The sequence below is a fragment of the Nocardia sp. NPDC058499 genome, from assembly GCF_042719915.1.
Lineage (GTDB): Bacteria > Actinomycetota > Actinomycetes > Mycobacteriales > Mycobacteriaceae > Nocardia.
Genome location: NZ_JBHXMZ010000001.1, coordinates 640866 through 661824, shown reverse-complemented (window position 1 = coordinate 661824; position 20959 = coordinate 640866). Strand labels below are relative to the sequence as shown.

19 protein-coding genes are annotated in these 20959 nt (G+C 67.9%); 17 read left to right on the top strand and 2 right to left on the bottom strand.

What is annotated here, in order from left to right; translation table 11 throughout:
- Nucleotides 1-24 precede the first annotated feature (24 nt).
- The 17 genes from ACFWPH_RS03025 to ACFWPH_RS02945 all read left to right on the top strand — a co-directional run bounded on the left by ACFWPH_RS03025 (nucleotide 25) and on the right by ACFWPH_RS02945 (nucleotide 19007).
- On the top strand, nucleotides 25-2415 hold the full coding sequence (locus ACFWPH_RS03025) for a RelA/SpoT family protein (RefSeq protein WP_378747778.1): 2391 nt from the start codon (nucleotides 25-27) through the stop codon (nucleotides 2413-2415).
- Between the two features lie 199 nt (nucleotides 2416-2614).
- Nucleotides 2615-4297, top strand: a complete 1683-nt coding sequence (locus ACFWPH_RS03020; protein ID WP_378747777.1) for a cutinase family protein — start codon at nucleotides 2615-2617, stop codon at nucleotides 4295-4297.
- Between the two features lie 57 nt (nucleotides 4298-4354).
- Entirely contained in the window at nucleotides 4355-5266 is a 912-nt protein-coding gene (locus ACFWPH_RS03015) for a hypothetical protein (protein ID WP_378747776.1), read from the top strand.
- 13 nt (nucleotides 5267-5279) lie between these two features.
- Nucleotides 5280-6146: a MinD/ParA family protein gene (locus ACFWPH_RS03010; RefSeq protein ID WP_378747775.1), complete on the top strand. Its 867-nt coding sequence runs from the start codon at nucleotides 5280-5282 to the stop codon at nucleotides 6144-6146.
- A gap of 8 nt (nucleotides 6147-6154) precedes the next feature.
- Entirely contained in the window at nucleotides 6155-6808 is a 654-nt protein-coding gene (locus ACFWPH_RS03005; RefSeq protein WP_378747774.1) for a hypothetical protein, read from the top strand.
- Between the two features lie 93 nt (nucleotides 6809-6901).
- Entirely contained in the window at nucleotides 6902-7201 is a 300-nt protein-coding gene (locus tag ACFWPH_RS03000) for a hypothetical protein (RefSeq protein WP_033241574.1), read from the top strand.
- Nucleotides 7202-7208: 7 nt separating this feature from the next.
- A complete protein-coding gene (locus tag ACFWPH_RS02995; RefSeq protein WP_033241575.1) occupies nucleotides 7209-7478 on the top strand; it encodes a hypothetical protein in 270 nt (89 codons plus the stop codon).
- A gap of 31 nt (nucleotides 7479-7509) precedes the next feature.
- Nucleotides 7510-8151: a hypothetical protein gene (locus ACFWPH_RS02990; protein WP_378747773.1), complete on the top strand. Its 642-nt coding sequence runs from the start codon at nucleotides 7510-7512 to the stop codon at nucleotides 8149-8151.
- Nucleotides 8148-8954 carry a hypothetical protein gene (locus ACFWPH_RS02985; protein WP_378747772.1) on the top strand — a complete coding sequence of 269 codons (807 nt, stop codon included), beginning with the start codon at nucleotides 8148-8150 and terminating at the stop codon, nucleotides 8952-8954. Before ACFWPH_RS02990 ends, ACFWPH_RS02985 begins: the two co-directional genes overlap by 4 nt.
- Nucleotides 8948-10525 (top strand): hypothetical protein, encoded by a 1578-nt coding sequence (locus ACFWPH_RS02980; protein ID WP_378747771.1) that lies wholly within the window; start codon nucleotides 8948-8950, stop codon nucleotides 10523-10525. Before ACFWPH_RS02985 ends, ACFWPH_RS02980 begins: the two co-directional genes overlap by 7 nt.
- A complete protein-coding gene (locus tag ACFWPH_RS02975; RefSeq protein ID WP_378747770.1) occupies nucleotides 10522-12012 on the top strand; it encodes an SCO6880 family protein in 1491 nt (496 codons plus the stop codon). The genes ACFWPH_RS02980 and ACFWPH_RS02975 overlap by 4 nt, the downstream gene beginning before the upstream one ends.
- 7 nt (nucleotides 12013-12019) lie before the next feature.
- Nucleotides 12020-14089, top strand: coding sequence for a hypothetical protein (locus ACFWPH_RS02970; RefSeq protein WP_378747769.1), 2070 nt, complete (start codon nucleotides 12020-12022; stop codon nucleotides 14087-14089).
- Nucleotides 14086-14394, top strand: a complete 309-nt coding sequence (locus tag ACFWPH_RS02965) for a transposase (protein WP_378747768.1) — start codon at nucleotides 14086-14088, stop codon at nucleotides 14392-14394. Before ACFWPH_RS02970 ends, ACFWPH_RS02965 begins: the two co-directional genes overlap by 4 nt.
- A 13-nt stretch (nucleotides 14395-14407) precedes the next feature.
- Nucleotides 14408-16057, top strand: a complete 1650-nt coding sequence (locus ACFWPH_RS02960) for a peptidoglycan DD-metalloendopeptidase family protein (protein WP_378747767.1) — start codon at nucleotides 14408-14410, stop codon at nucleotides 16055-16057.
- Entirely contained in the window at nucleotides 16054-16656 is a 603-nt protein-coding gene (locus tag ACFWPH_RS02955) for a hypothetical protein (protein ID WP_378747765.1), read from the top strand. Before ACFWPH_RS02960 ends, ACFWPH_RS02955 begins: the two co-directional genes overlap by 4 nt.
- 30 nt (nucleotides 16657-16686) lie before the next feature.
- Nucleotides 16687-18567: a type IV secretory system conjugative DNA transfer family protein gene (locus ACFWPH_RS02950; RefSeq protein ID WP_378747764.1), complete on the top strand. Its 1881-nt coding sequence runs from the start codon at nucleotides 16687-16689 to the stop codon at nucleotides 18565-18567.
- The gene (locus tag ACFWPH_RS02945) at nucleotides 18564-19007 is read left to right on the top strand and encodes a DUF4913 domain-containing protein (RefSeq protein ID WP_378747763.1); all 444 of its coding nucleotides are present in this window, start codon (nucleotides 18564-18566) and stop codon (nucleotides 19005-19007) included. The genes ACFWPH_RS02950 and ACFWPH_RS02945 overlap by 4 nt, the downstream gene beginning before the upstream one ends.
- 115 nt (nucleotides 19008-19122) lie before the next feature.
- Here the strand turns inward: ACFWPH_RS02945 and ACFWPH_RS02940 are convergent, their stop codons facing one another.
- Both ACFWPH_RS02940 and ACFWPH_RS02935 read right to left on the bottom strand, forming a co-directional pair.
- Nucleotides 19123-19719 carry a hypothetical protein gene (locus tag ACFWPH_RS02940; protein ID WP_378747762.1) on the bottom strand — a complete coding sequence of 199 codons (597 nt, stop codon included), beginning with the start codon at nucleotides 19717-19719 and terminating at the stop codon, nucleotides 19123-19125.
- A 308-nt stretch (nucleotides 19720-20027) separates the two neighbouring features.
- Entirely contained in the window at nucleotides 20028-20909 is an 882-nt protein-coding gene (locus tag ACFWPH_RS02935; RefSeq protein ID WP_378747761.1) for a peptidylprolyl isomerase, read from the bottom strand.
- Between the last annotated feature and the right edge of the window lie 50 nt (nucleotides 20910-20959).

Genomic DNA, 20959 nt, shown 5'->3' with positions numbered 1-20959 from the left:
GCCGCGGCACGGAGAGGTGGTGGCATGACTCAGCATCTGGGCGAGGCGAATGTCGAGCAGACATCGGGATCGCAGTCCAACGGTGCCGGGGCCGCCGCTTCGCCTGCCGGTGCGCGTTCCGGTGCCGAAGTCGAGCCCGCCCGGCAGTCCGGCGCCGTCCCCAGTTCGGCCTCCCGGCGGGTGCGGGCCCGGCTGGCCCGGCGGATGACCGGTCAGCGCGGTATTCCCGCGGTGAAACCGGTGCTCGAACCCCTGGCCACGGTGCACCGGGAGCTGTATCCGAAGGCGAATCTCACCCAGTTGCAGCGCGCCTTCGATGTCGCCGACGAACGCCATGCCACCCAGTTCCGCAAGTCCGGCGATCCGTACATCACCCATCCGCTGGCCGTCGCGAATATCCTCGCCGAGCTGGGGATGGATACCACCACCCTGGTGGCGGCCCTGCTGCACGACACCGTCGAGGACACCGGGTACACGCTGGAGCAGCTCACCGCGGAATTCGGCTCCGAGGTCGCCCACCTGGTCGACGGTGTCACCAAGCTCGACAAGGTCAACCTGGGCGCGGCCGCCGAAGCCGAGACCATCCGCAAGATGATCATCGCCATGGCCCGCGACCCGCGGGTGCTGGTGATCAAGGTGGCCGACCGGCTGCACAATATGCGGACCATGCGGTTCCTGCCGCCGGAAAAACAGGCCAAGAAGGCCCGCGAAACCCTCGAGGTGATCGCGCCGCTGGCGCACCGGCTGGGGATGGCGACCGTCAAATGGGAACTGGAGGATCTCGCGTTCGCGATCCTGCATCCCAAGAAGTACGACGAGATCGTCCGGCTGGTTGCCGACCGGGCTCCGTCACGTGACACCTATCTGGCGAAGGTGCGCGCGGAAATCGTGAATACCCTCGCCGCGTCCCGGATACCCGCGACGGTCGAGGGCCGGCCCAAGCACTACTGGTCGATCTATCAGAAGATGATCGTCAAGGGGAAGGATTTCGACGATATCCACGATCTGGTGGGTATCCGAATCCTGTGCGACGAAGTCCGCGACTGCTATGCCGCCGTGGGTGTGGTGCATTCGCTGTGGCAGCCGATGGCGGGTCGTTTCAAGGACTACATCGCCCAGCCCCGATACGGGGTGTACCAGTCGCTGCACACCACCGTGGTGGGTCCCGACGGTAAACCGCTCGAGGTGCAGATCCGCACGCACGATATGCACCGCACCGCCGAATTCGGGATCGCCGCGCACTGGCGCTACAAGGAGACCAAGGGCCGCCACTCCGGTGACGCGGCCGAAGTCGACGATATGGCCTGGATGCGGCAGCTGCTCGACTGGCAGCGCGAGGCCGCGGACCCGGCCGAATTCCTGGAATCGCTGCGGTTTGACCTCAAGGCCCCGGAGATCTTCGTCTTCACACCGAAGGGCGATGTGATCACGCTGCCGCAGAAGTCCACACCGGTGGATTTCGCCTACGCGGTGCACACCGAGGTCGGGCACAAGTGCATCGGCGCCCGGGTGAACGGCCGGCTGGTCGCGCTGGAACGGCAACTGGAGAACGGCGAGGTCGTGGAGGTCTTCACCTCCAAGGCCCCCAACGCCGGGCCCAGCCGCGATTGGCAGCAGTTCGTGGTCTCGCCGCGCGCCAAGGCCAAGATTCGCCAGTGGTTCGCCAAGGAGCGCCGGGAAGAGGCGCTGGAGAACGGCAAGGAGCAGATCAACAAAGAGGTCAAACGGGTCGGCCTGCCGCTGCAGCGGCTGATGAACGTCGACGCGATGACCGCCGTGGCACACGAACTGCACTACGGCGATATCTCCATGCTCTACACCGCGGTCGGCGAGCATCAGGTCTCCGCGCATCATGTGGTGCAGCGACTCATGGCCCAGCTCGGCGGAATCGGCGATGTGGAGAACGAACTCGCCGAACGCTCCACACCGTCCACCACCCCGCCCCGGCAGCGGCTCAGCGGCGATGCCGGTGTGCTGATCCCCGGGGCTGAGGGCACCGTGGCCAAGCTGGCGAAATGCTGTACTCCCGTGCCCGGCGACGAGATCCTGGGGTTCGTGACCCGCGGGGGTTCGGTGAGCGTGCACCGGGTGGATTGCACCAACGCCGATTCGCTGCAGGAGCAATCGGAACGCATCATCGACGTGGAATGGGCGCCGTCGCCGCATTCGGTTTTCCTGGTGGCCATCCAGATCGAGGCACTGGACCGGACCCGGTTGCTCTCCGATGTCACCAAGGTGCTGGCCGACGAGAAGGTCAACATCCTGTCCGCGGCGGTCACCACACACGGCGACCGGGTGGCGATCAGCAAGTTCACCTTCGAGATGGGTGATCCGAAGCATCTGGGCCATTTGCTCAATGTTGTCCGCAACGTCGAGGGCGTCTACGACGTCTACCGGGTGACCTCCGCCGCCTGAGTGTTTCGGGCCCTTGGCAGCCGCTGCGGGCCGGCCGGAATTTTGTAACGTTCCGGCCGCAACGCGCCGCGGCGCGTCCGGGTGGTGCAGGCGGGTCGCGTAAACTCTTCGCCGCCTCAGCGGTCATAGCCGGAATCTGTTACCGTTTACTGCGTTTCGTCGCGCTCGGTAACTGCGGTAAGAGTGATTGCGGGTCGCTATGGCTGTAAGCAGAAGTTTCTCGGGGATGCTGATCGCACTCACCGTCGCTGTGGCGACCGTGACAGCAGGGACCCTTACCGCTCCCGCATACGCTCAGCCACCCGACCTCTCGGGGCCCTCGGGTTCGTCCAACGAATTGCCGGTCAGTACCTGCCCGGCAATGTACGCCCTGGGTATCCAGGGCACAGGCGAATCGTCGCCGGACGCCGCGCCCACCACCGATACCGGCATGCTGTCCACGGTGTTCCGGCCACTCATGGCCGCCGCACCCGAGGAAGAGCTGGTCCAGCGCGCCTACGTGCCCTACGAATCCAGTTTCGGTGGGATAGACGGCGGTAGCGTCACCCCGTATTCGGAATCGGTGAGCGGCGGGCTGATCCGGTTGCGCACCATGGCCGTGTCGGTGGCGCAACGCTGCCCCGATACCCGGTTCGCGATCGTCGGCTATTCCCAGGGCGCCCATGTCGCTTCGGTATTCGCCCAGGAGATCGGGCAGGGACAGGGCCCGTTGCCCGACGACAAGATCGCGGCCGTGGCCCTCATCGGCGACCCCACCAGAACCCCCGGCGCCGCACTGTTTCCCGGCGCTCCGGGTAAGGCGAACCCGGATCCGGCGCCCGGCACCGAAGGCGCGGAAATCGCCGGGATCGCCGCGCTCCCGCAGGCGCCCGCCACCGGCGGCGGGATCGCCCCGAACCGGGACGCCGCCGAGGATTTCGGCACCCTCACCGGACGGGTGGCCAGCTTCTGCGCCGCGGGCGATCTCGCCTGCGACGCACCCGAGGGTGCGCCGATCCTGAAGGCGGTGGCCAGTATCGTCGGGCAGGCCAAGCTCAGTGGCGGCGATCCCATCGCCTCGCTCACCTCGGTGGCCCAGGCGCTGGCCTTCACCTCGATCAAAACCGCGACCAAGGTGGTCAACGAGGATGTTTCGGGCACCTCGCTGGCGAATCTGAACATCTCGCCGAAGAAGTCGATCTCCGAACGGCTGGCCGATGCCGCCGATCCGCGGACCCCGCTGGATATTCCGGGTGCGATGCGGGCGCTGCTGAAGGTCGGCATGATCGGCCTGAACGCGGTGGTCACCGTGGTGCGTACGGTTCTGAACCCCGCGGCGATCGCCGAACTGGCCACGGCCGGACTGGCGAACCCACCGGCGGCGCTGCTGCTGCTGGGAACCAAGCTGCTGGGCGCGATTCCGCAACTCATCCCGCCGACCACCGGTATCCGGCTGGTGAGCCAGGCTTTCAATGCCGTCGTCGACAATATCCAGGACAACCATGCCCTGCTCGACACCACGACGTGGGTGCGTTACTGGGACACCATCCAGCGGCATCAGGCCTATGGCAACGCCTCGATTTCGGCCACCGGCGAAGCGCCCACGAAGTTCATCGCCGACTGGTTCGCCGCTGCTGCGCGGGATCTCGCGAACGCCTACGGCAGCGGCAGCGAACCGGTTGCCGACGAACCGGCCCCGCTCGGTAGCGCTCCCGGGGCCGCGGCGCCGCCGTCCGCCGGATTCTCAGGAACCGGGCCCGGCGCGTCGCCTGCGCCCGCTCCCTCCGGTACGGGACAATTCCCATTCGGGACAGGAGCCGGCGGCGCGTCCCCGGATCGGCCGTCGGCAGACCGGTCCGATACACCCCCGACAACCGAAAACGACTCGTTCTCCGTGAACTGATCGCCGAGAGGGATCGATGATGCGATATCACGTGCCCGGCGCCACGGGAATGGGGGAATGTTGAAGTCCTACAAAAAACTCGACCGATGGTACGGCCCGCTCGAACCCGAGGGGGACAGTGGTGCCGTGGACCGCCCGGCCGAGCGGTCCGAACCGGAGGTCACCGCGGCCGCCGCCGCCGACGGCCCCGCCAGGTATCCCGACTACATCGCCGAGGCCGGTAGCGCCTCCGCCGCGCCCGACCCGGCGCCCGCCGAACTCTCCGGACGGCGCACCGAATTCACCGGCGGCTGGTCCGACTGGGTGGACGAGCCGGTCGGCGAACGTGACGGCGACCTGCTGCGTATGCCGTGGCCCGACGACGAACTCACCGAACCCGCCCGTATCGGCCGCAATCCCGGCCGGTTGCGCGATATGTCCGGCGATGCCGCGGCCCGCCGGCGCCGGACGTTCGGCGTGCTGGTTGCCGCTGTCATCGTCCTCGCCATCGCGACTGCGGTCGTGGTGTATCTGCTGGCTCCGGGCGCGCCACAGGCCGCTGGACCAGACGACGGCGCCGGATTGCGTTTCACCTCCGGCAGCGCGGGGACAGAATCGAGCGTGCAATGCCCGGAGGAACAGGACGGCCCGGTGTTGCGCGGTGCGGGGCCGGGCGGAACGGATTCCGGGCCCGCCGCGATTATGCGCTTCCAATATGCCTACTACGTCGAGCGTTCCGGTACCGCTGCTCGTGCGGTGGTGGCGCCAGGCGCCCCGGTGTCCTCCGGGGAGGTCATCCAGGCCGGAATCGACAGCGTCGAACCCGGAACCCGGCATTGCGTACGCATCGTGACCGTGGCCGACGGGCGGTACTCCGTCGAGGTCACCGAATACCGGCCCGGTGGTGAACCGGCCACCTACAGCAGGCAGACGGTCACCACCGCGGCGATCGACGGCCGCACCCTCATCACGGGTATTACGGCCGGATAGAGGAGAGTGCAGGATGGGAGAGGATTGGAGCCGCTGGCTCGATACCGCATCGGACTCCGAGGCGGCGGACGAGACCGGCGCGAACCGGAAGGCGTCGGTGGTCCGGCTGCGCGGTAACGGTGGCCGCACCCCGGGCGCGGCCCGGCCGATCCTGGTCGTCGGTGGCTGCGGTGGTGCCGGAACAACCACCACCGCGCTCGGTCTCGCGGGCGAACTGGGGCTTTCGGGAACGGCCACGGTAGCCGTGGACGCCACCCCGGCGGGCGGTGATCTGGCCCTGCGCGGAGCCGACGAGCATCTGCATCCGATCAGCCTGCAGCAGTGGTTGTACGGTCGCGGGGACGACGAACCGGCGCCGCTGAAGGACTGTATGTCGCGTGCTACCTCGGGAATCGGCCTGCTGTGGCGCGATGCGGCGCCGCTGCGCCGCCGGGCCAGCTATCTCACCGTGGCGCGGGCGGTGGACCACGCCGGGTATACCGGGGTCTTCGACGGTGGTAGCCCGATCGCCGGCCGCCAATTGCGTCCCCTGCTCGACGATGCGGATATAGCCCTGGTGCTGGCCATTCCGGCACGTGTCGACGCGGCGAACCGGCTGCGGGTGACGCTCGAATGGCTGGACGACGAATACGGCGACCAGTCGGAGCCGATGGGCGGTGGAATCGTCGGCGACACCACGATCGTGGTATCGCATCAGCATCCGGGCGTCGATTCGCGGGTCGCCGACCATCTGCGTGAGCATCTGTCCGGCTGGGTCCGCGATATCGTCGAGGTGCCCTACGATCCGCATCTCGCCCGTGGTGAGCTGGTCCGGCATATCGCCCTGGCCGACGAGACCCGGCAGACCTACGAGCGGTTACTCGCGGGGGTGGCATCATGACGGCCGCTATGAATCTTCCTCGCCGACCCGACCGTACCGCCGCCGCCGGAGTGGTGCCCCCGCCGGAATCACGTCGCGCCGCGATCTGGGATCGGCCCGTCCCGGGAGCCGGGCGCGCACCGCTGGTCTGGCTGCTGGGTGTGCACGGCGGCGCCGGTGCCAGCACGCTCGCACATATCCTGGCGCCCGCCGCGGATTCCGGGCGCCGCTGGCCGGGTGTTTTCGAACGGGAATCGCCGTTCGTGGTGCTGGTCGCCCGGGAGACCATCGCGGGGCTGACCCATGCCCATGATCTGCTGCGCCAGCATCATGCCGAGTTGGCCGGCCCCTGCGAGGTTCTCGGGCTGATCACGGTGGCGGCCCGGCCGGGCCGGATGGCGCCGGAGATCCGCCGGTATCGCGATGTGGTGGCCTCACTCGCCGGACAGGTCTGGCAGGTGCCGTGGTACGAGGAATGGACCCTGGTGGAGCCGGAGAAGCTGCCGGTGTGGACCCCCGGGGCGGCGGTCGCCGCGCAGCGCCGCCGCCGGATCGATCCGCTCGACGAAGTTCCCCTGGATATCCGGGAACTCGGCTCGGAGATCGTCGCGGCCGCCCGTGCCGCCCTGGAAGAATCGGAGGCCGCCCCCGCGCGGGGCCGATCGAGATTCGTGGAGGAGTGATGCCGTGATGCCCGTCGAGCACATTTCCTGTTCCGTGCTCCCCGCGCTCGCGCGGACCCAATGTTGCACCTCAGCTATCGAGAAAGGCACCCGATGAGCACCGTACTTCTGGCGGTTCACCAGGTCTATGACACGGCCGTACTGGCGCAGATAGGTAATCCGACCCCGGAGGCGCCGCCCGGTTCCGACAAGATCCTGCAACTGGTCCGCTATCTCACCTGGTTCGTGCTGCTGTCCGGTATCTGCGGCATCGTCTACGCGGGCGGTAAGTTCGCGTGGGAGAAGTGGACCGGTGGCGGTCTGGAGTCTCCGAAGATGGTGGCGGGCGCGATGATCGGCGGCGTGGTGGCTACCAGCGCGGGCACCATCATGAACGCTGTCATCGGAACGTGAGGTAGAGATGGATCTGGTCGGGGCGGCCGGTGTACTGGCGTACAAGCAGATGCCGGCCGAGGTGCTGGAACCGCTGATGCAGCTGTTGAACTGGCTGCTGTGGTTCGTCCTCATGGGTTGTCTGGCGTGGTTGATCGTCTCGGCGGGCAAATTATGGCTCACCTTCAAGGGCGATCTGGCGATGAACGACGCCTCGCACGGCGTGCTCATGAGTCTGCTGGGAGCGGCCGTCGCCAGCACCGCTTCCGGTATCGCCCTGGCGTTCCTGCCGGGATGAGCCGGGGCGAGGCGAGGGGAACGACCTGCGGATGAATTCGACCGAGACACCGTCCGCGCCGCGGTTCGGTGCGTTACGGGCTGCCGGATTGCTGTCGGTGGTACTACTGACCGGAGCCGTCGGCTGCGGGGGAGGTGACGCGGCGGCACCGCCGGATCTGTCCGCGCCGCCGACGAATGTGCGCTGGCAGCCTTTCCAGGGTGTGCCACTGCCGCGTACCGATCAAGGGCCCACCGCGGAAACCGACGGTGCGGCAACGGGTTTCGATCATTCGCCGACCGGTGCGGGGGTTGCGGCGATGGTGCACGCCGTGCGACTGTCGGTGGCCGATGACAGTCAATGGTCGAATATCGCTGCCCGCGAAGTGGTTCCGGGGCCGGCGAAGGACGAGTGGGCGGTGAACCGGGTGCAGGTGTCCATCAGCGGGCCCGCGGACCCGGTGTACGCGCCCCGGCTGCTCGGGTACCGGATCACCGAGTACACCGATCAGCGGGCAGCGGTGGATGTGTACAGCGAGTATTCGGACAGTTCGAAGGCCGTGAACCATACGACGGTGGAGTGGTTCGCCCACGATTGGCGGTTACGGCTGCCGGATCCGGAATCGACCGCGCGACCCATCGAACCCGTCGGTGAAATACCGAGTGACACAGTGAAAGTGGAGGCACCGAAGTGAGCGGGAAGGAGACCTATCAGCGTGACCGAGTCTCCTTCGGTGTCGTGGCGTCCGCGGCGGTGCTGGCGCTGATCGTGGTCGTGGGCGTCGTCATGTGGACCGGACGCGACGACGAGCCTGTCGCCGGCCCGACACCTGCGCCGGCGGTGGGTGAGGGGTTCGCCGATCCGGAAGTAGACGTTTTCAACCGCCGCGTGGATATTCCGAACAACCCGGCGGGACAGGTACTGCCGCAGGATCCGTCGCCGCAGCGCAATCCGTCGGATCCGGATTGGCTCACGGCGGCCCCGGCGGGTACCACCGCGCCGCGGGGCTGGCAGCGGGTGTACGGCGCCTCGGTGCCGTTCTCCACCTCCGACGGCCCGCAGCGGATCGAAGACGGTCTGGCAGTGGGGTATTCGCATACACCGCAGGGTGCCGCGCTGGCCGCCGCGCAGATCACCTATCGGCTCAACGCCCGGCCCGCCCACCGCGACCTGTACGTGCGGCAGGTGCGGGTTTCGGCACAGCAGATCGCGGCCTACGACAAGGCCCTGGAAGCGGATGCGCTGCCCGAGCAGCAGCCCGAATCGGTCACCCGGTATCTGGTGGCCTCCGATGCGTTCAAGATCGACGACTACGCCGACGATATGGCGATAGTGCGGCTGGCGCTGCGCGCTCCGGCGCTGGACGGGAAACCGGTGTGGGTGACCATGCGGCTGATCATGGTGTGGGATGCGGGTGATTGGCGGTTGAAGCCCACCACCTCGACTGACACACAGACCGAGTATGTCGAATCGCTGGAGGGGTGGACTCGATGGTGATTCCGTTGTTGGGACGGAAAGTGGAAGCTCAGGTAGTGCGCGAGGACAGCGGCTCCGACGATCGGCGCCCGGATCCGGCCGTTTCCCGGCGAGTATCGCTGGCCAGACGATTCGTCACCATCTTCGCGGTGATCTTCACCGTGATGGTCACGACTCCGGCCGTGGCCAACAGTCAGCCCTACGGCTGGGACCAGACCTGCAACGAGATACACGACGCGCTCGACGATCTCGGTATTCCGGGGATATCCCTGGGCGATGCCGCGGCGGCGGTCTGCAAGGCGGGTAACGCGGCGGCCCATCCCGGCGAGGCCGCGACCGCGGTCAAGGACAAGGCGTGGGATTCCACTTTCGGCAAGGTGGTCGATTCGCTGATGAACGGCCTCGGTGAGGCCATCATCCTGGCTTTGACCTTCTGGATGAAAGTGCCCAACGAGGTGGCCAGTGATTCGGGCACGTTGTTCACCAAGATCAACGACTACACCTATCAGGTGCAGATACTGCTGTTGATCGCCTCGATCATCATCACCGGTCTACGTCTGGCCGAAGCCAGACGCGGGGCCGCGATGAACGAAGCCGCCGAATCGTTCCGGATGTTCACCAGAGTGGTGTTCAGTTCCTGGATGCTCGGTGCGGTTATCGTCGCCGGTACCGTGGCCTCGGACCGGTTCGCCGAGTGGATAATCCAGGACTCCACCGATGGCAACGCCCGCAACATGGCCGAACTCATGGTGAAAACCAGCAAATTGCAGGCGTTCTCACCCGGCTTGGTACTGATCATCGCCATTGTCGGCCTGCTCGGTGCGCTCGCCCAGATCGTCCTGGCCATCGTGCGCCAGGGGTTGCTGGTGATCGCGGCCGGTGTACTGCCGCTCGCGGCCGCGGCGTCCGGGATGAATACGGGTAAACAGTCGTATCAGAAACTGGTCGGCTGGATCATCGCCTTCATGCTGTGGAAACCCGTGGCCGCGATCGTGTACATGATCGCGTTCACCACCGCGGGCCACGTCGACGAGATGACCCCCGCCGGTGGTCTGCCCGAAGCGGAGGAGGCCCAGCGCATGCTGGTCGCCATCGTGCTGCTGTGCAGTGTCGCGTTCGTCCTGCCGGCACTGATGCGCCTGGTCACGCCGGCGGTGGCGATCGTGGGCAGCGGCGGCTCGGGTCTGACCGCGACCGGTGGCACTCTGCTCGCCGCGGCAGGTCTGGGTGCCATGGGTACCAAGGCGGTGGGTGCCAAGGGCGCGGCCGCCCCGGGGCGCGCCGGATACGTCGGCGGCGCAGCGGGTCCCCCGCCGCCCGGAGGTGGACGCGGCGGTGGCGCCCCGCGGCCGGCGCCCCCACCTCGCGGAGGCGGTGGTGGCGGTGCCCCGGCACCGCAACCGCAACGGTCGGGTGAACCGCCACGCGGCGGCGGTGTACCGTCCGGTTCGTCCCGCGTCGCCAGCGGAATCGGCGCCGCCCGGTCCGCCACCTCCGGGATGTCCCGCGCCGATCAAGCCATGGGCGATGTCGCGGGCGACCGCTGGACCAACCGTTCCCCCGACCTCGGTAGGAGCACCATCCCGCGATGACGAGCACCGAAACCTACGAACGCCGGTCCTACGGGCTGTGGCAGAAACCGCGCAGCGCCGGCCTTTTCGGCTTGCGCTGGGAAGAGACCGTGCTCGGCTTCGCGGTGGTCATCACCGCACTGGTCGTCGCCATGGTCGGCGGTTTCCAATGGGGCGCCATCGTGGGCGGGACCGGTGTGGTGATCATGGCGCCCCTGGTCATGCGGCACGGGGGACGCTCGGGCTACGAGACGGGATTGATGATGTTCCACTGGATGCGTTCACGCAGCCGCGGCGAGCACGTGTACCGCGGCGGCCGCTTCTCCCGGGTACCCGGCGGTTTCACCCGCCTGCCCGGTTTGCTCGCACCATCGAAACTCTACGAGGGTATCGACGCCGGCGGTTACAGCTTCGGGATGATCCACCTACCACAGTTCGCGCAGTACACAGTGGTGCTGCGCGCATGGCCGCAGGGTCACGAGGCGGTGGACCAGCCGGTGATCGACCGCTGGGTTTCGGCCTGGGGCACGTTCCTGGCCTCGGTCGGGCAGACCAGCGATATCGTCGCCGTCGTCCCGGTGATCGATACTGTGCCGGAGACCGGGAACCGGTTGCTCACCGAGGTTTCCACGATCACCCGGCCGGAATCTCCCGACCTCGCCCAGCAGGTGATGTACGAACTGGCCACCGAACTCCCGCAGGAACGGGTGCAGTTGCTGCCGCGGGTCGCGATCACCTTCAAGGCGACCACCGCGGAACGGCGGAAGAACCCGGCCGAGGAAGCGGTCGAGATCGGCCGCCGCCTGCCCGGTATCTGCTCCGCGCTCGCCGAGGCCGGGGTGCGTGCCCAGCCGATGTCGGCCGAGGAGGTCATCGGTTTCATCCGGCGCAGCTACGATCCGGCCTCACAGGCCGATCTCGAGGTCGCCGCCGGAGAACCCGAAGGGCACGGCCTGGACTGGGCGGATGCGGGCCCGGTATCGCACGACGAGAAATGGGATCATCTGATCCACGACGGCGGCCGGTCGGTCACCTGGGAGATGGATACCGCACCCGAGGGCGCGGTGGACGAACGGGTTCTGCAGCGCCTGCTCGCCCCGAACCCGGAGGTGCCGCGGAAGCGGGTCGCCATCGTGTACCGGCCGCATTCGGCCGCCGACGCCGCCGAGATCGTGGACGATGATTTCAAGAACGCCCTGGTCGCGCAGCAGAGCGAACGTGGCGTGGTATCGGCCTCGGCGACCCTGCGGGTCGGTGCGACCCAGCAGGCCCGCGAGGAACAGGCCCGCGGGCACGGAGTCACCCGGTTCGGTGCGCTGGTCACCATCACCGAACCCATGCGCGGCGATCTGCCGCGGATCGAAGCCATCACCCGCGACCTGTCGACCCAGGCCCGGTTGAAGATCCGCCGGTGCTACCGCTACCAGGCCGCGGCCTTCGCGGCATCGCTCGGCTGCGGGGTGATCCTGCCCGAGCACGCGACCATTCCGAAAGCATTGGCAGGGTGAACGACTGATGGTACGCGAGCACGAGCCCCCCTTGCGGGAACGGAACCGGGTCCGGGTCGCCACCGGCGAACGGACACGAGCGGGCCGGGACGAGGACCGGCGCGGCCGGGACGCCGAGCCCGGTTCCGCGGCCGGTCAGCGGCGCGAGGGCAGCGGCTCGCGTACCGAACGACGGGGCGCGACAACGCGCAACGCCGATCCCGGCGGCCGGGTCCCGCGCGAACGGGGTGGGGCGAACCGGGAACGGGTGCGCCGTGCCCGGGTCGATACGACCGCGGACCGGGCGATGGGTACGCCGGAATTCGACAAGGCCGCGCGCCGGGCGAAAGTCCGGTCCGAGAAACGTAAGCAGTCGGGGCCGCCGCTGCTCGATCCGGCAACCCGGTCCCGGCTGGAGGAGCTCAGCCGCGAGGGCGCCGGACTACGCGCGGCCTGGGCTACCTTCCGGGTCCGCACCGACGATATCCGGCGCCGCAACTACGAGGCCCGCGCGGAACAGGAATTCCAGGACGGTTTCGACCGGCAGACCGCACAGTTGACCGAGCGTGGTTATGCGGGAGCCGGCGGTGGCCGGATGAACGTCGTGGGCCGCCCGGTCGAATACCGGGCCACCACCGCGCAGGTGGCCGGGCTGTGGCCGTGGTCCGTCGGTGCCGGGGCACCGCTGATCGGAACCCCGCTGGGTTCCCATCTGCATACCGGCGCGCCCGTCTGCTTCGATCCGATGAACTGGTTCATGCGCGGCAGCTTCATCACCGCACCCAGCCTTTTCGTGCTGGGGCTCAATGGTTTCGGTAAGTCGTCGCTGGTCCGCCGGATCGTTCTCGGCGGGGTCGCGCAGAGCATCACCCCGTTGATCCTCGCCGATGTCAAACCCGACTATCGGCGTCTGGTGGAACTGGTCGGCGGGCAGGTGATCGACCTGGGGTACGGCCACGGCAAACTCAATCCACTGGCCGGCGGGGTCCTGGGCGATATCGTGCCGCGGTTGGCAGAGCACCCCGAATTGCAGCGTCAGGTACTGCAGGATCTGCACGCCCGGCAGGTCACGCTGATCGCGGGTCTGGTGGAACTCGTGCGCGGGGCCCGCGTGCGCGACTACGAGGAGACGTTGATCTCCACCGCGCTCGGGATCCTGTACCGGCCGGGCAGCGGGTACAGCCCGGACCGGCCGCCGATCATGGAGAACCTGCTGGAGGTCATCGTCGCCGGCGGCGAGGAGATGATGCTGGACGCCGGCGCCGACAGCGGGAGCGAATACCAGGAGGCGATCAGGGGGCTGCGGCGTTCGTTGCGTGCCCTCACGCAGGGGCCGTTCGGTGCAGTGTTCAACGGCCAGACCACGGTGCCGATCGATACCGATTCGGTGGCGGTGTGCATCGATGTCTCCCATATCCCGAACGGGGACAAGAAGCTCAAGGCCGCCGTCATGCTGGCCTGCTGGGCCGACGGTTTCGCGGCAGTCGAGGCAGCGCACACCCTCACCGATGCGGGGATGGCCCCGCAGCGGTACTTCCAAGTGGTGATGGACGAGCTGTGGCAGGTACTGGGCCTCGGCGATTTCATGGTCGACCGGGTGGACGAACTGACCCGCCTGCAGCGCGGTATCGCCACCGCGCTGATCATGATCAGCCACACCATCAAGGATTTGCAGTCGCTCGGGTCGGAGGCGGCCATCGCCAAGGCGCTGGGCTTCCTGGAACGCGCGCGCGCCAAGATCTTCGGTGCCCTGCCTGCCGAGGAGATCAAACGGCTGGACAGTACGGTGCCGTTCACCGCTGCCGAGGAGGAGATGGTGACCAGTTGGTCGGCTCCCCAGGCGCTCACCGGCGAGGCGCTCAAACCGGGCCAGGTGCGGCCCTCCCCGCCCGGTACCGGCAAGTTCCTGCTGAAGATCGGTGAGGATCGCCGGCCCGGTATTCCGTTCCATATGGAATTCACCGCGGCCGAGAAACTCAGCGGGATCCACGACACCAACCAGCGGTTCGAGGAATTCACCGCGCATCCGGGCCGAGCCGGCGCCCGGGAGACCACGGCAGGCGACGGTGCGTATCCCGGGGGAGGGAGCGGTTCATGATGCCGCACCGGTCGTATCGGCGGGTATCGCCCGAAGTGCGTGCCGCCGCGGTGAAACAGGTCGTCGCGCTGACCGGCAAGCTGCGCAGTGAATCGGAAGCGTGCCGGCTGGTGGCCGAACAGATCGGGGTGCACACGAATTCGGTGCGCAACTGGGTACGGGCCGCGGAGGGGCCGGGTCTGGACCGCATGGACGCGGCCGCCCTGCGGCGCAAGGTCACGCTGCTGCAGCAGCAGCTGGCGGCGGCCGCCGAAGTGAACCGGGCGCTGGCCGATACCCTGAACGAAAGCCGGCGCCACACGTGAACCAGGCGCGGCCGTGAACGCGAAATCGGTGCTGTGGACAGCACTCGGACTGGTACTAGGGCTGATGACGGTGATTCTGGTCATCGTGATGCCCGCGGTCGACGACCCCTGCGAAGGAAGCTCGGTGGTGGACCCGAGCGGCACGGCTCCGCCCGGCGGCGACCCGCGGGCGGCGGGCGATACCCCGAGTGCAACCGCGAACCCCGCCGCCACCGCCACACCCGCGCTCGCGGCCGATGCGGGGCCGCTGGACCGCACCTGGCCGATGGCCGCCGGAACCTTTTCGGTCTCCGACGTCTTCGGCTCGCGCGGCGGCGGCCACAAGGGCATCGACCTGGCGGCGCCGGACGGGACACCCATCTTCTCGGTCACCGACGGGGTGGTGGTGGCCGCCGGTCCGGCGTCCGGCTTCGGGAACTGGATCGTGGTCGATTCCACCGATCCGCGTAACGGCCGCGCCTTCTCGGCCGTCTACGGACATATGTGGGACCACGGGGTGCTGGTGCGAGTGGGGGAGCAGGTGCGGGCGGGGCAGCATATCGGGGCGGTCGGCTCGGCCGGTGAATCCAGCGGTCCGCATCTGCATTTCGAGGTCGTGCCCGGTGGCCGGTTCACCGGTGGCCGGCAGATCGATCCCGTGCCCTGGCTCGACGGCGCGCCGACTCCCGACCTCGGCGGTGCGCGGGCCTATTCGACCGACCCGGAGTGCGTCCGCGGTTTCGGTACGCCCGGTGGGGCGCTGGCCGACGGGAAGGTGCCGCCGGAACTGGAGATCTGGTACCGCCGGGCGGGTTCCCTGTGCCCGGAGGTCACCCCGTCGCTGCTGGCCGCACAGGGCCGCCAGGAGTCCGGTTTCCGGCGCGGCCTCACCTCGCCGGCGGGAGCACAGGGTCTCGCGCAGTTCCTGCCCGGTACCGCCACCAGTACGAACCCCGACGACGGCCGGCCCTATGTCATCGACGCCGACGGTAACGGGGTGGCCAGCGTATGGGACGACGGTGACGCCATCATGGGCCAGGGACGATATATGTGCGCGATCGCGCACAAGATCAACGGATGGATCGCGGAGGGCCGCGTGCACGGCGATGTGGCCGCGTTGACGCTGGCCGCCTACAACGCGGGCGAGGGGGCGGTACTGGCCTCCGGCGGGATGCCCAACCAGGTTGCCGCGCACTATTCGGAAACCCAGCCGTACGTTGCGAATATCCTGGCCATGGAGGCGGAATACCGGGCCCCGGGCGCGTCCGGCCGCTTCACCCCCGATACCGACGCCACCGCCGGCGACGAGATCGTGCGAGCCGCACACGAATGGCTGGGTACCCCGTACGTCTGGGGTGGTGGCGGGCCACAGGGGCCCAGCAGTGGTGGACTCGACGGCCCAGGGCTCACCTCGGCCGCGGTATTCGCCGCCTCCGGTGGCGAGGTTTCGCTACCACGCACCGCGGAACAGCAGTGGGAGGCCGGAACCGAGGTATCGATCAGCGAAATACAGCCGGGCGACCTGGTCTTCAGCGAATTCGCCGACCGCGGTCCCGCCCGGGTCGGGATCTACGCCGGTAACGGGCAGATGATCCACGCGGCCCCAGCGGTGACGGCGGAGGCCGCGGGTGGGGTGGCCGAGGCATCGGTACCCGGCGATGCCCGAGCGAGGAGGGTGCTGTGAACACGCGCGGATCGGCGACTCGTTCGGCGTCGTGGCGGTTAACCTGGAGCCGGAAGACGAGTGCCGGTGCGGGACTGGTGGTGGCGCTGATGCTGGGCATCACGATGCTGAGCGGCTGTGGCGGTGGTGACGACGCGGGAACGGCAGGCGGACCGGCCGTTTCCACCCCGCGGCGGCTGGAGGCCGTCCCTGCACCGGATCCCACGACACCCGACGGAGTGGCCGTTGCCGCGTTGCGGGAGATCTACCGGTGGGAACCGGCTACCGAGGTTCCGGGCGATTCGCTGGAGCGGGCGCGGAGATTCCTGGGCCCCAGCTTGGTCCGGGTGCTGGACGCGCCCACGGATACCGCGGCTGTGCCCGGTGTTTCGCTGCGCTGGGGTGAATGGGCGGCGGCGGGCGCGCGGGTCGAATCGTTCACCTTCGCGTCCGGGGACCGGCCGCCTGCCGGGCCGGATCCCGCTGTGCGGCAGTACAAGATCGGAATCGAGCAGACCGTTGTCTACCCGGACGGCCGCGAGGAACCCCTGGCGCCGGCCACCGTGATCGCGACCGTGGTGCAGACGCCCGCGGGCTGGCGGCTCGACGGCTACCGGTGACCACGGGCGGGGACCACTGAGGAGGCAGGTATGGCGAAGAAGAAACCGGTGAAGGATCCGGCCGTCCCCGGCCCGGACCTGACCCTCATCGCGATATACGTGGGCGGCACGGTCCTGGCCACAGTCTGGGTGGCGCTACATCTGGGCAATATGCTCTCCCTGCAGAAGCAGGATATGCCGGTCAATCCGATCGCCATCGTCGCGGGAATGGTCAAGGGTGAACTGCGCTGGCCCACCGGAGCCACGGTGATCCTGGTGCTGGTTGTCGCCGCGCTGGTCGGGTTCGTCCTGTGGCGCAGGCGGGCCACGGCCAAACGCAGTATCGGCCGGCTGGCAGTGGACGACAAGGCCGATGTCATGGGCAACGGCGGTGCCATCGCCGCGCTCACCGAGGCCGGTGTCCGCGAAAAGGCCGGACAACTCGGTGTCCGGCTGGGTTCCGATGATTCGCCGGGGGTGCCGATCGGAGTCGCTGTCGCCGACGGCTCCATGCTGTACGGCTCCTACGAGGATTTGCACCTCGATATCTGGGGCCCGCGACAGGGAAAGTCCAGTTCACGAGTCATCCCGGCGATACTCAGCGCCATCGGGCCGGTCCTGGCCACTTCCAACAAGCGCGACGTCGTGGATGCCACAAGGGATGTCCGCGAAGCCAAGGGCAGCCGCACCTTCGTCTTCGATCCGCAGGGTGTCGCGGCCGAGGAACCCACCTGGTACTGGAACCCGCTGGATTGGGTGGACGCGCACAGTGACGGCTGTGAGATGCGGGCGGCGCGGCTGGCCGGGCACTTCGCCGACGCCGACAGCGGTGCCGATTCCGGCAAGGACAACTTCTTCGACCCGGAGGCCGAAGATCTGCTGGCAGGCCTGTTCCTGGCCGCGGCGGTGGCCGGGCGGCCCATCACGCAGATCTGGGAATGGGTGACGAACCCGAGCGATGAGGAGCCGGTCACACTGCTGGGCGATGCGGGGCATCGTTATTCGGCGTCCGGTCTGAGCGCGCAGTACAACGCTGATCCGCGGACCCGCAGCGGGATCTTCAGTACGGCGAAGAAAATGGTGCGCTGCCTGAAACTGCGGAATGTGCACAAATGGGTGACCCCGCGCACGGATCCCAACGAAAGGGACCGCGGCCAGTTCGACGAGTTGGAGTTCATCGAGAACAACGGCACGCTCTACAGCCTGTCCCTCGAAGGCCGTGGTTCCGCGGCCCCGCTGGTCAGCGCGCTCACCGAGGCGGTGATCGACGTCGCCATGCGCAAGGCCTCCCGGTCGGCGTTCGGACGACTGCCGATTCCCCTGCTGGCCGTGCTGGACGAGGCCGCGAATGTGGTGCGCTGGAAGGATCTGCCCAAGCAGTACAGCCATTTCGGGTCGCGCGGCATCGTGGTGATGACTGTCTTGCAGTCCTGGGCTCAAGGCGCTCGATGCTGGGGCGACGACGGAATGAACGCGCTCTGGTCTGCCGCCAATATCAAGGTGTTCGGTAGCGGTGTCGACGACGCGAACTTCCTGCGGGAACGTTCGGAGGCCATCGGCGAGCATTCGTCCATCTCCGGGTCGGTCTCGGAATCCAAGGGCAGTAAGAGTTACTCGCGATCGCTGGGGTCGTCGAAGACGTTCACGGTGCAGGCACTGGCCACGCTGCCGCGGGGTCGCGCCATCGTGTTCTCCTCCGGGGCTCCGCCCGTCCTGGTGCGGACTGTGCCATGGTGGGAGGGCGAGTACGCGCCGCTGGTGCAGAAATCCATTGAACAGCACGATCCGCAGCAGAAAACTCGTATCCCCGATCTCATCGGGTCTCCGTCGCTCATCAAAGCAACACCCCCGGAACCGGATAGTGGACCGGGAGAAACACCCCCGGGGCCCGATAACGGACCGGGAGACAGGCAGGAGGTTCGCCCGCTGTGACCGAGACCCCCCAACAGCAAGGACAGCTCGTCTACGAGAACGTGGTGGAGTTCGTCGAGAACTATCTCAGCGTTGTCTATCGCCGCCAGGTCAGCGACCTGAGCGATACCGTCTGGTGCCCGCAATGGTGGCAACACACCGAAGCCATCGTCCGGCTCGACGCGGTATGGCGGGCCTGGGAGCATCTGCGGCAGGACCCGGCCACCGGTATGAGCGTATGGCTCCTCGACCATGCCGACCAGCACATGGCGGTTCTGCTCGACCCGCGCGGGCCGTTCAAGTACTGCAGCGTGCGCAACGGGCACAAGGACAGGCTCGATCCGCTGCCGCTGGCAGCGCCGCCGCAGGGGTTGTTCAGCGTACCGACAGGAAACGGTGACCACTCGGCCGGCGAATCCGAACCTGCCGACGGAATCGAAATCGAGGATCCACGGCACTGACAGATCCGTGGTACCCCGCGCTACAGCACGAGAAAACGCCCGTCGCCGACGGGCGTTTTCCTCGATTTATCGATCGGTGCGGGTGAAACCCCTGCGCGTACGGCCGGAACCGCGTTCACCGGCTCCGTTCCAGCCCGCGGCTGCGGCTTAGCTCCTGCTCCCGGGCCCGCTGGACTGCGGGCGTCCGGTCCGGGCGGTTGCGGGCCGCGTCGCTGGCCGGACCCGCTTGGCCCACCTCGACCAGCATCCGGGCCGCCGCGAGTTCCGGGGCGATCCCGATCCTGGACAGATGTGCGGCCAATGCCGCCCGGCGCTCCACCGAGTCGTAGCTCACCGCCGTCGCGGCCCCGGTCACCTGTTCGGATCTGTCCGCGAACCGTTCCAGTGTGACGCGGTCCTTCTCCAGTTGCACCCCGCGATAACCGCTCGTTTCCCGTTGCGGGACGGTGGAGCCCGGTTTCACCTCGGCCGATGCCCGTGAAATGGTCTGGGCCAATGCGAGGTTGCGTGGATCCTTGGACTTGGCATCACGTGCCTCCCGGATCTGCAGCTCCCGGGCCTCTTTCACCCGGGCTTCGGTGAGCTTCACGCGGGCCTCGGCCTCACGCTGGCCGCGTTCCCGGGTTTTCAGCGCGACGAGGGTCGCGATCTGCAACATCGTCTTCATCATGGCCGCGGTTTCCCGGCCGATATCGTCGATATCCTCGGACATGGCTGCTCCCGATACTGCGGTGGTCACTATGGGTGTTCATGGTGCCCGGTGGCAGCGGGGCCGCCGGGCGGATCGGGATTCGCCACCCGACCCGCGAACGGTCCGCCGGGATCCGCCCTCCGGAAACGTTCGCCGGAAGATCCCGCCGGCAGCGCACCGGCCCGAACGGCGAGGCGATGAGCGCGACATGGTCACGCGCACTCCCACTTTCGAGATTACCCGAGAAACAGGGGCACAGTCTGTACTACCTGTCGCCGACCAGCATATATCTACGGGATCGCTGCGGGGGCGAGCCGGGCGCGTCGAACTCAGTCGATCCGTACCGAATTCAGCGTCACGGGCTGGTTCGGCTTACCGTCGCCCGGACCGTTGGATTCGTCCTGGCCGATCCCGGCGATGGTGTCCAGCGTGGCCAGGCCGGCCTCGTCGACGGTACCGAAGATCGTGTAGTTCGGCGGCAGCATCGAATCGCCGTAGACGATGAAGAACTGGCTACCGTTGGTGCCCGGTCCGGCATTCGCCATGGCCAGCACGCCGCGCTTGTAGCTGATCGGCTCCGACAGGGCCGGATCCTCCGGCGGGTACTGGTCGGTGGGGTATTCGTTGTCGAACTGATAGCCCGGGCCGCCGGTACCGGTACCGGTCGGATCACCGCACTGCAATACCTTCAGGCCCTCGCCCTGGGTGAGACGGTGGCAGTCCGTACCGTCGAAATAGCCCTGGCCCGCCAGGCTGGCAAAACTGTTCACGGTGCACGGCGATTCGGCGTTGTTCAGCGTCAGCCCGAGCGGGCCGTGGTTGGTGTCCACGCTGAGGCTCAGCGTCGCATTGTCGCCGCCCGTCTGGATACCCTCGGCGCGCGGCTTCTCCACTGGTTTGGCCGCCGGCTCGGGGGTGTCGTTGTAGACGCAATTCACACTGGCCGGTTTTGCGGCCGCGGGCGGCGGCGGTGCGGCACCCGGCGTACTGGACAGCGAGGCGTCGGGCGTCTGCGAGGCGGCGGTATCGGCGTTGTCCCCGCCGCGGGTCAGGAAATACACACCGGTCACCGCGGCGATCACCACGACGACACCGAGCGCGGATCCGGCGATGGTGAGTTGCTTACGCTTGCGCGCGCGTTCGGCCCGGTTGGCGAGCTGTCGTTCCAGCTTGCGTTTCGCCGCCGCTCGGCGCTGTTCGTTGCTCGGCACTACCACGTTCCTCCCGTGCGGCGGCCGGGCCCGGGCCCGGCCGGTCGCTT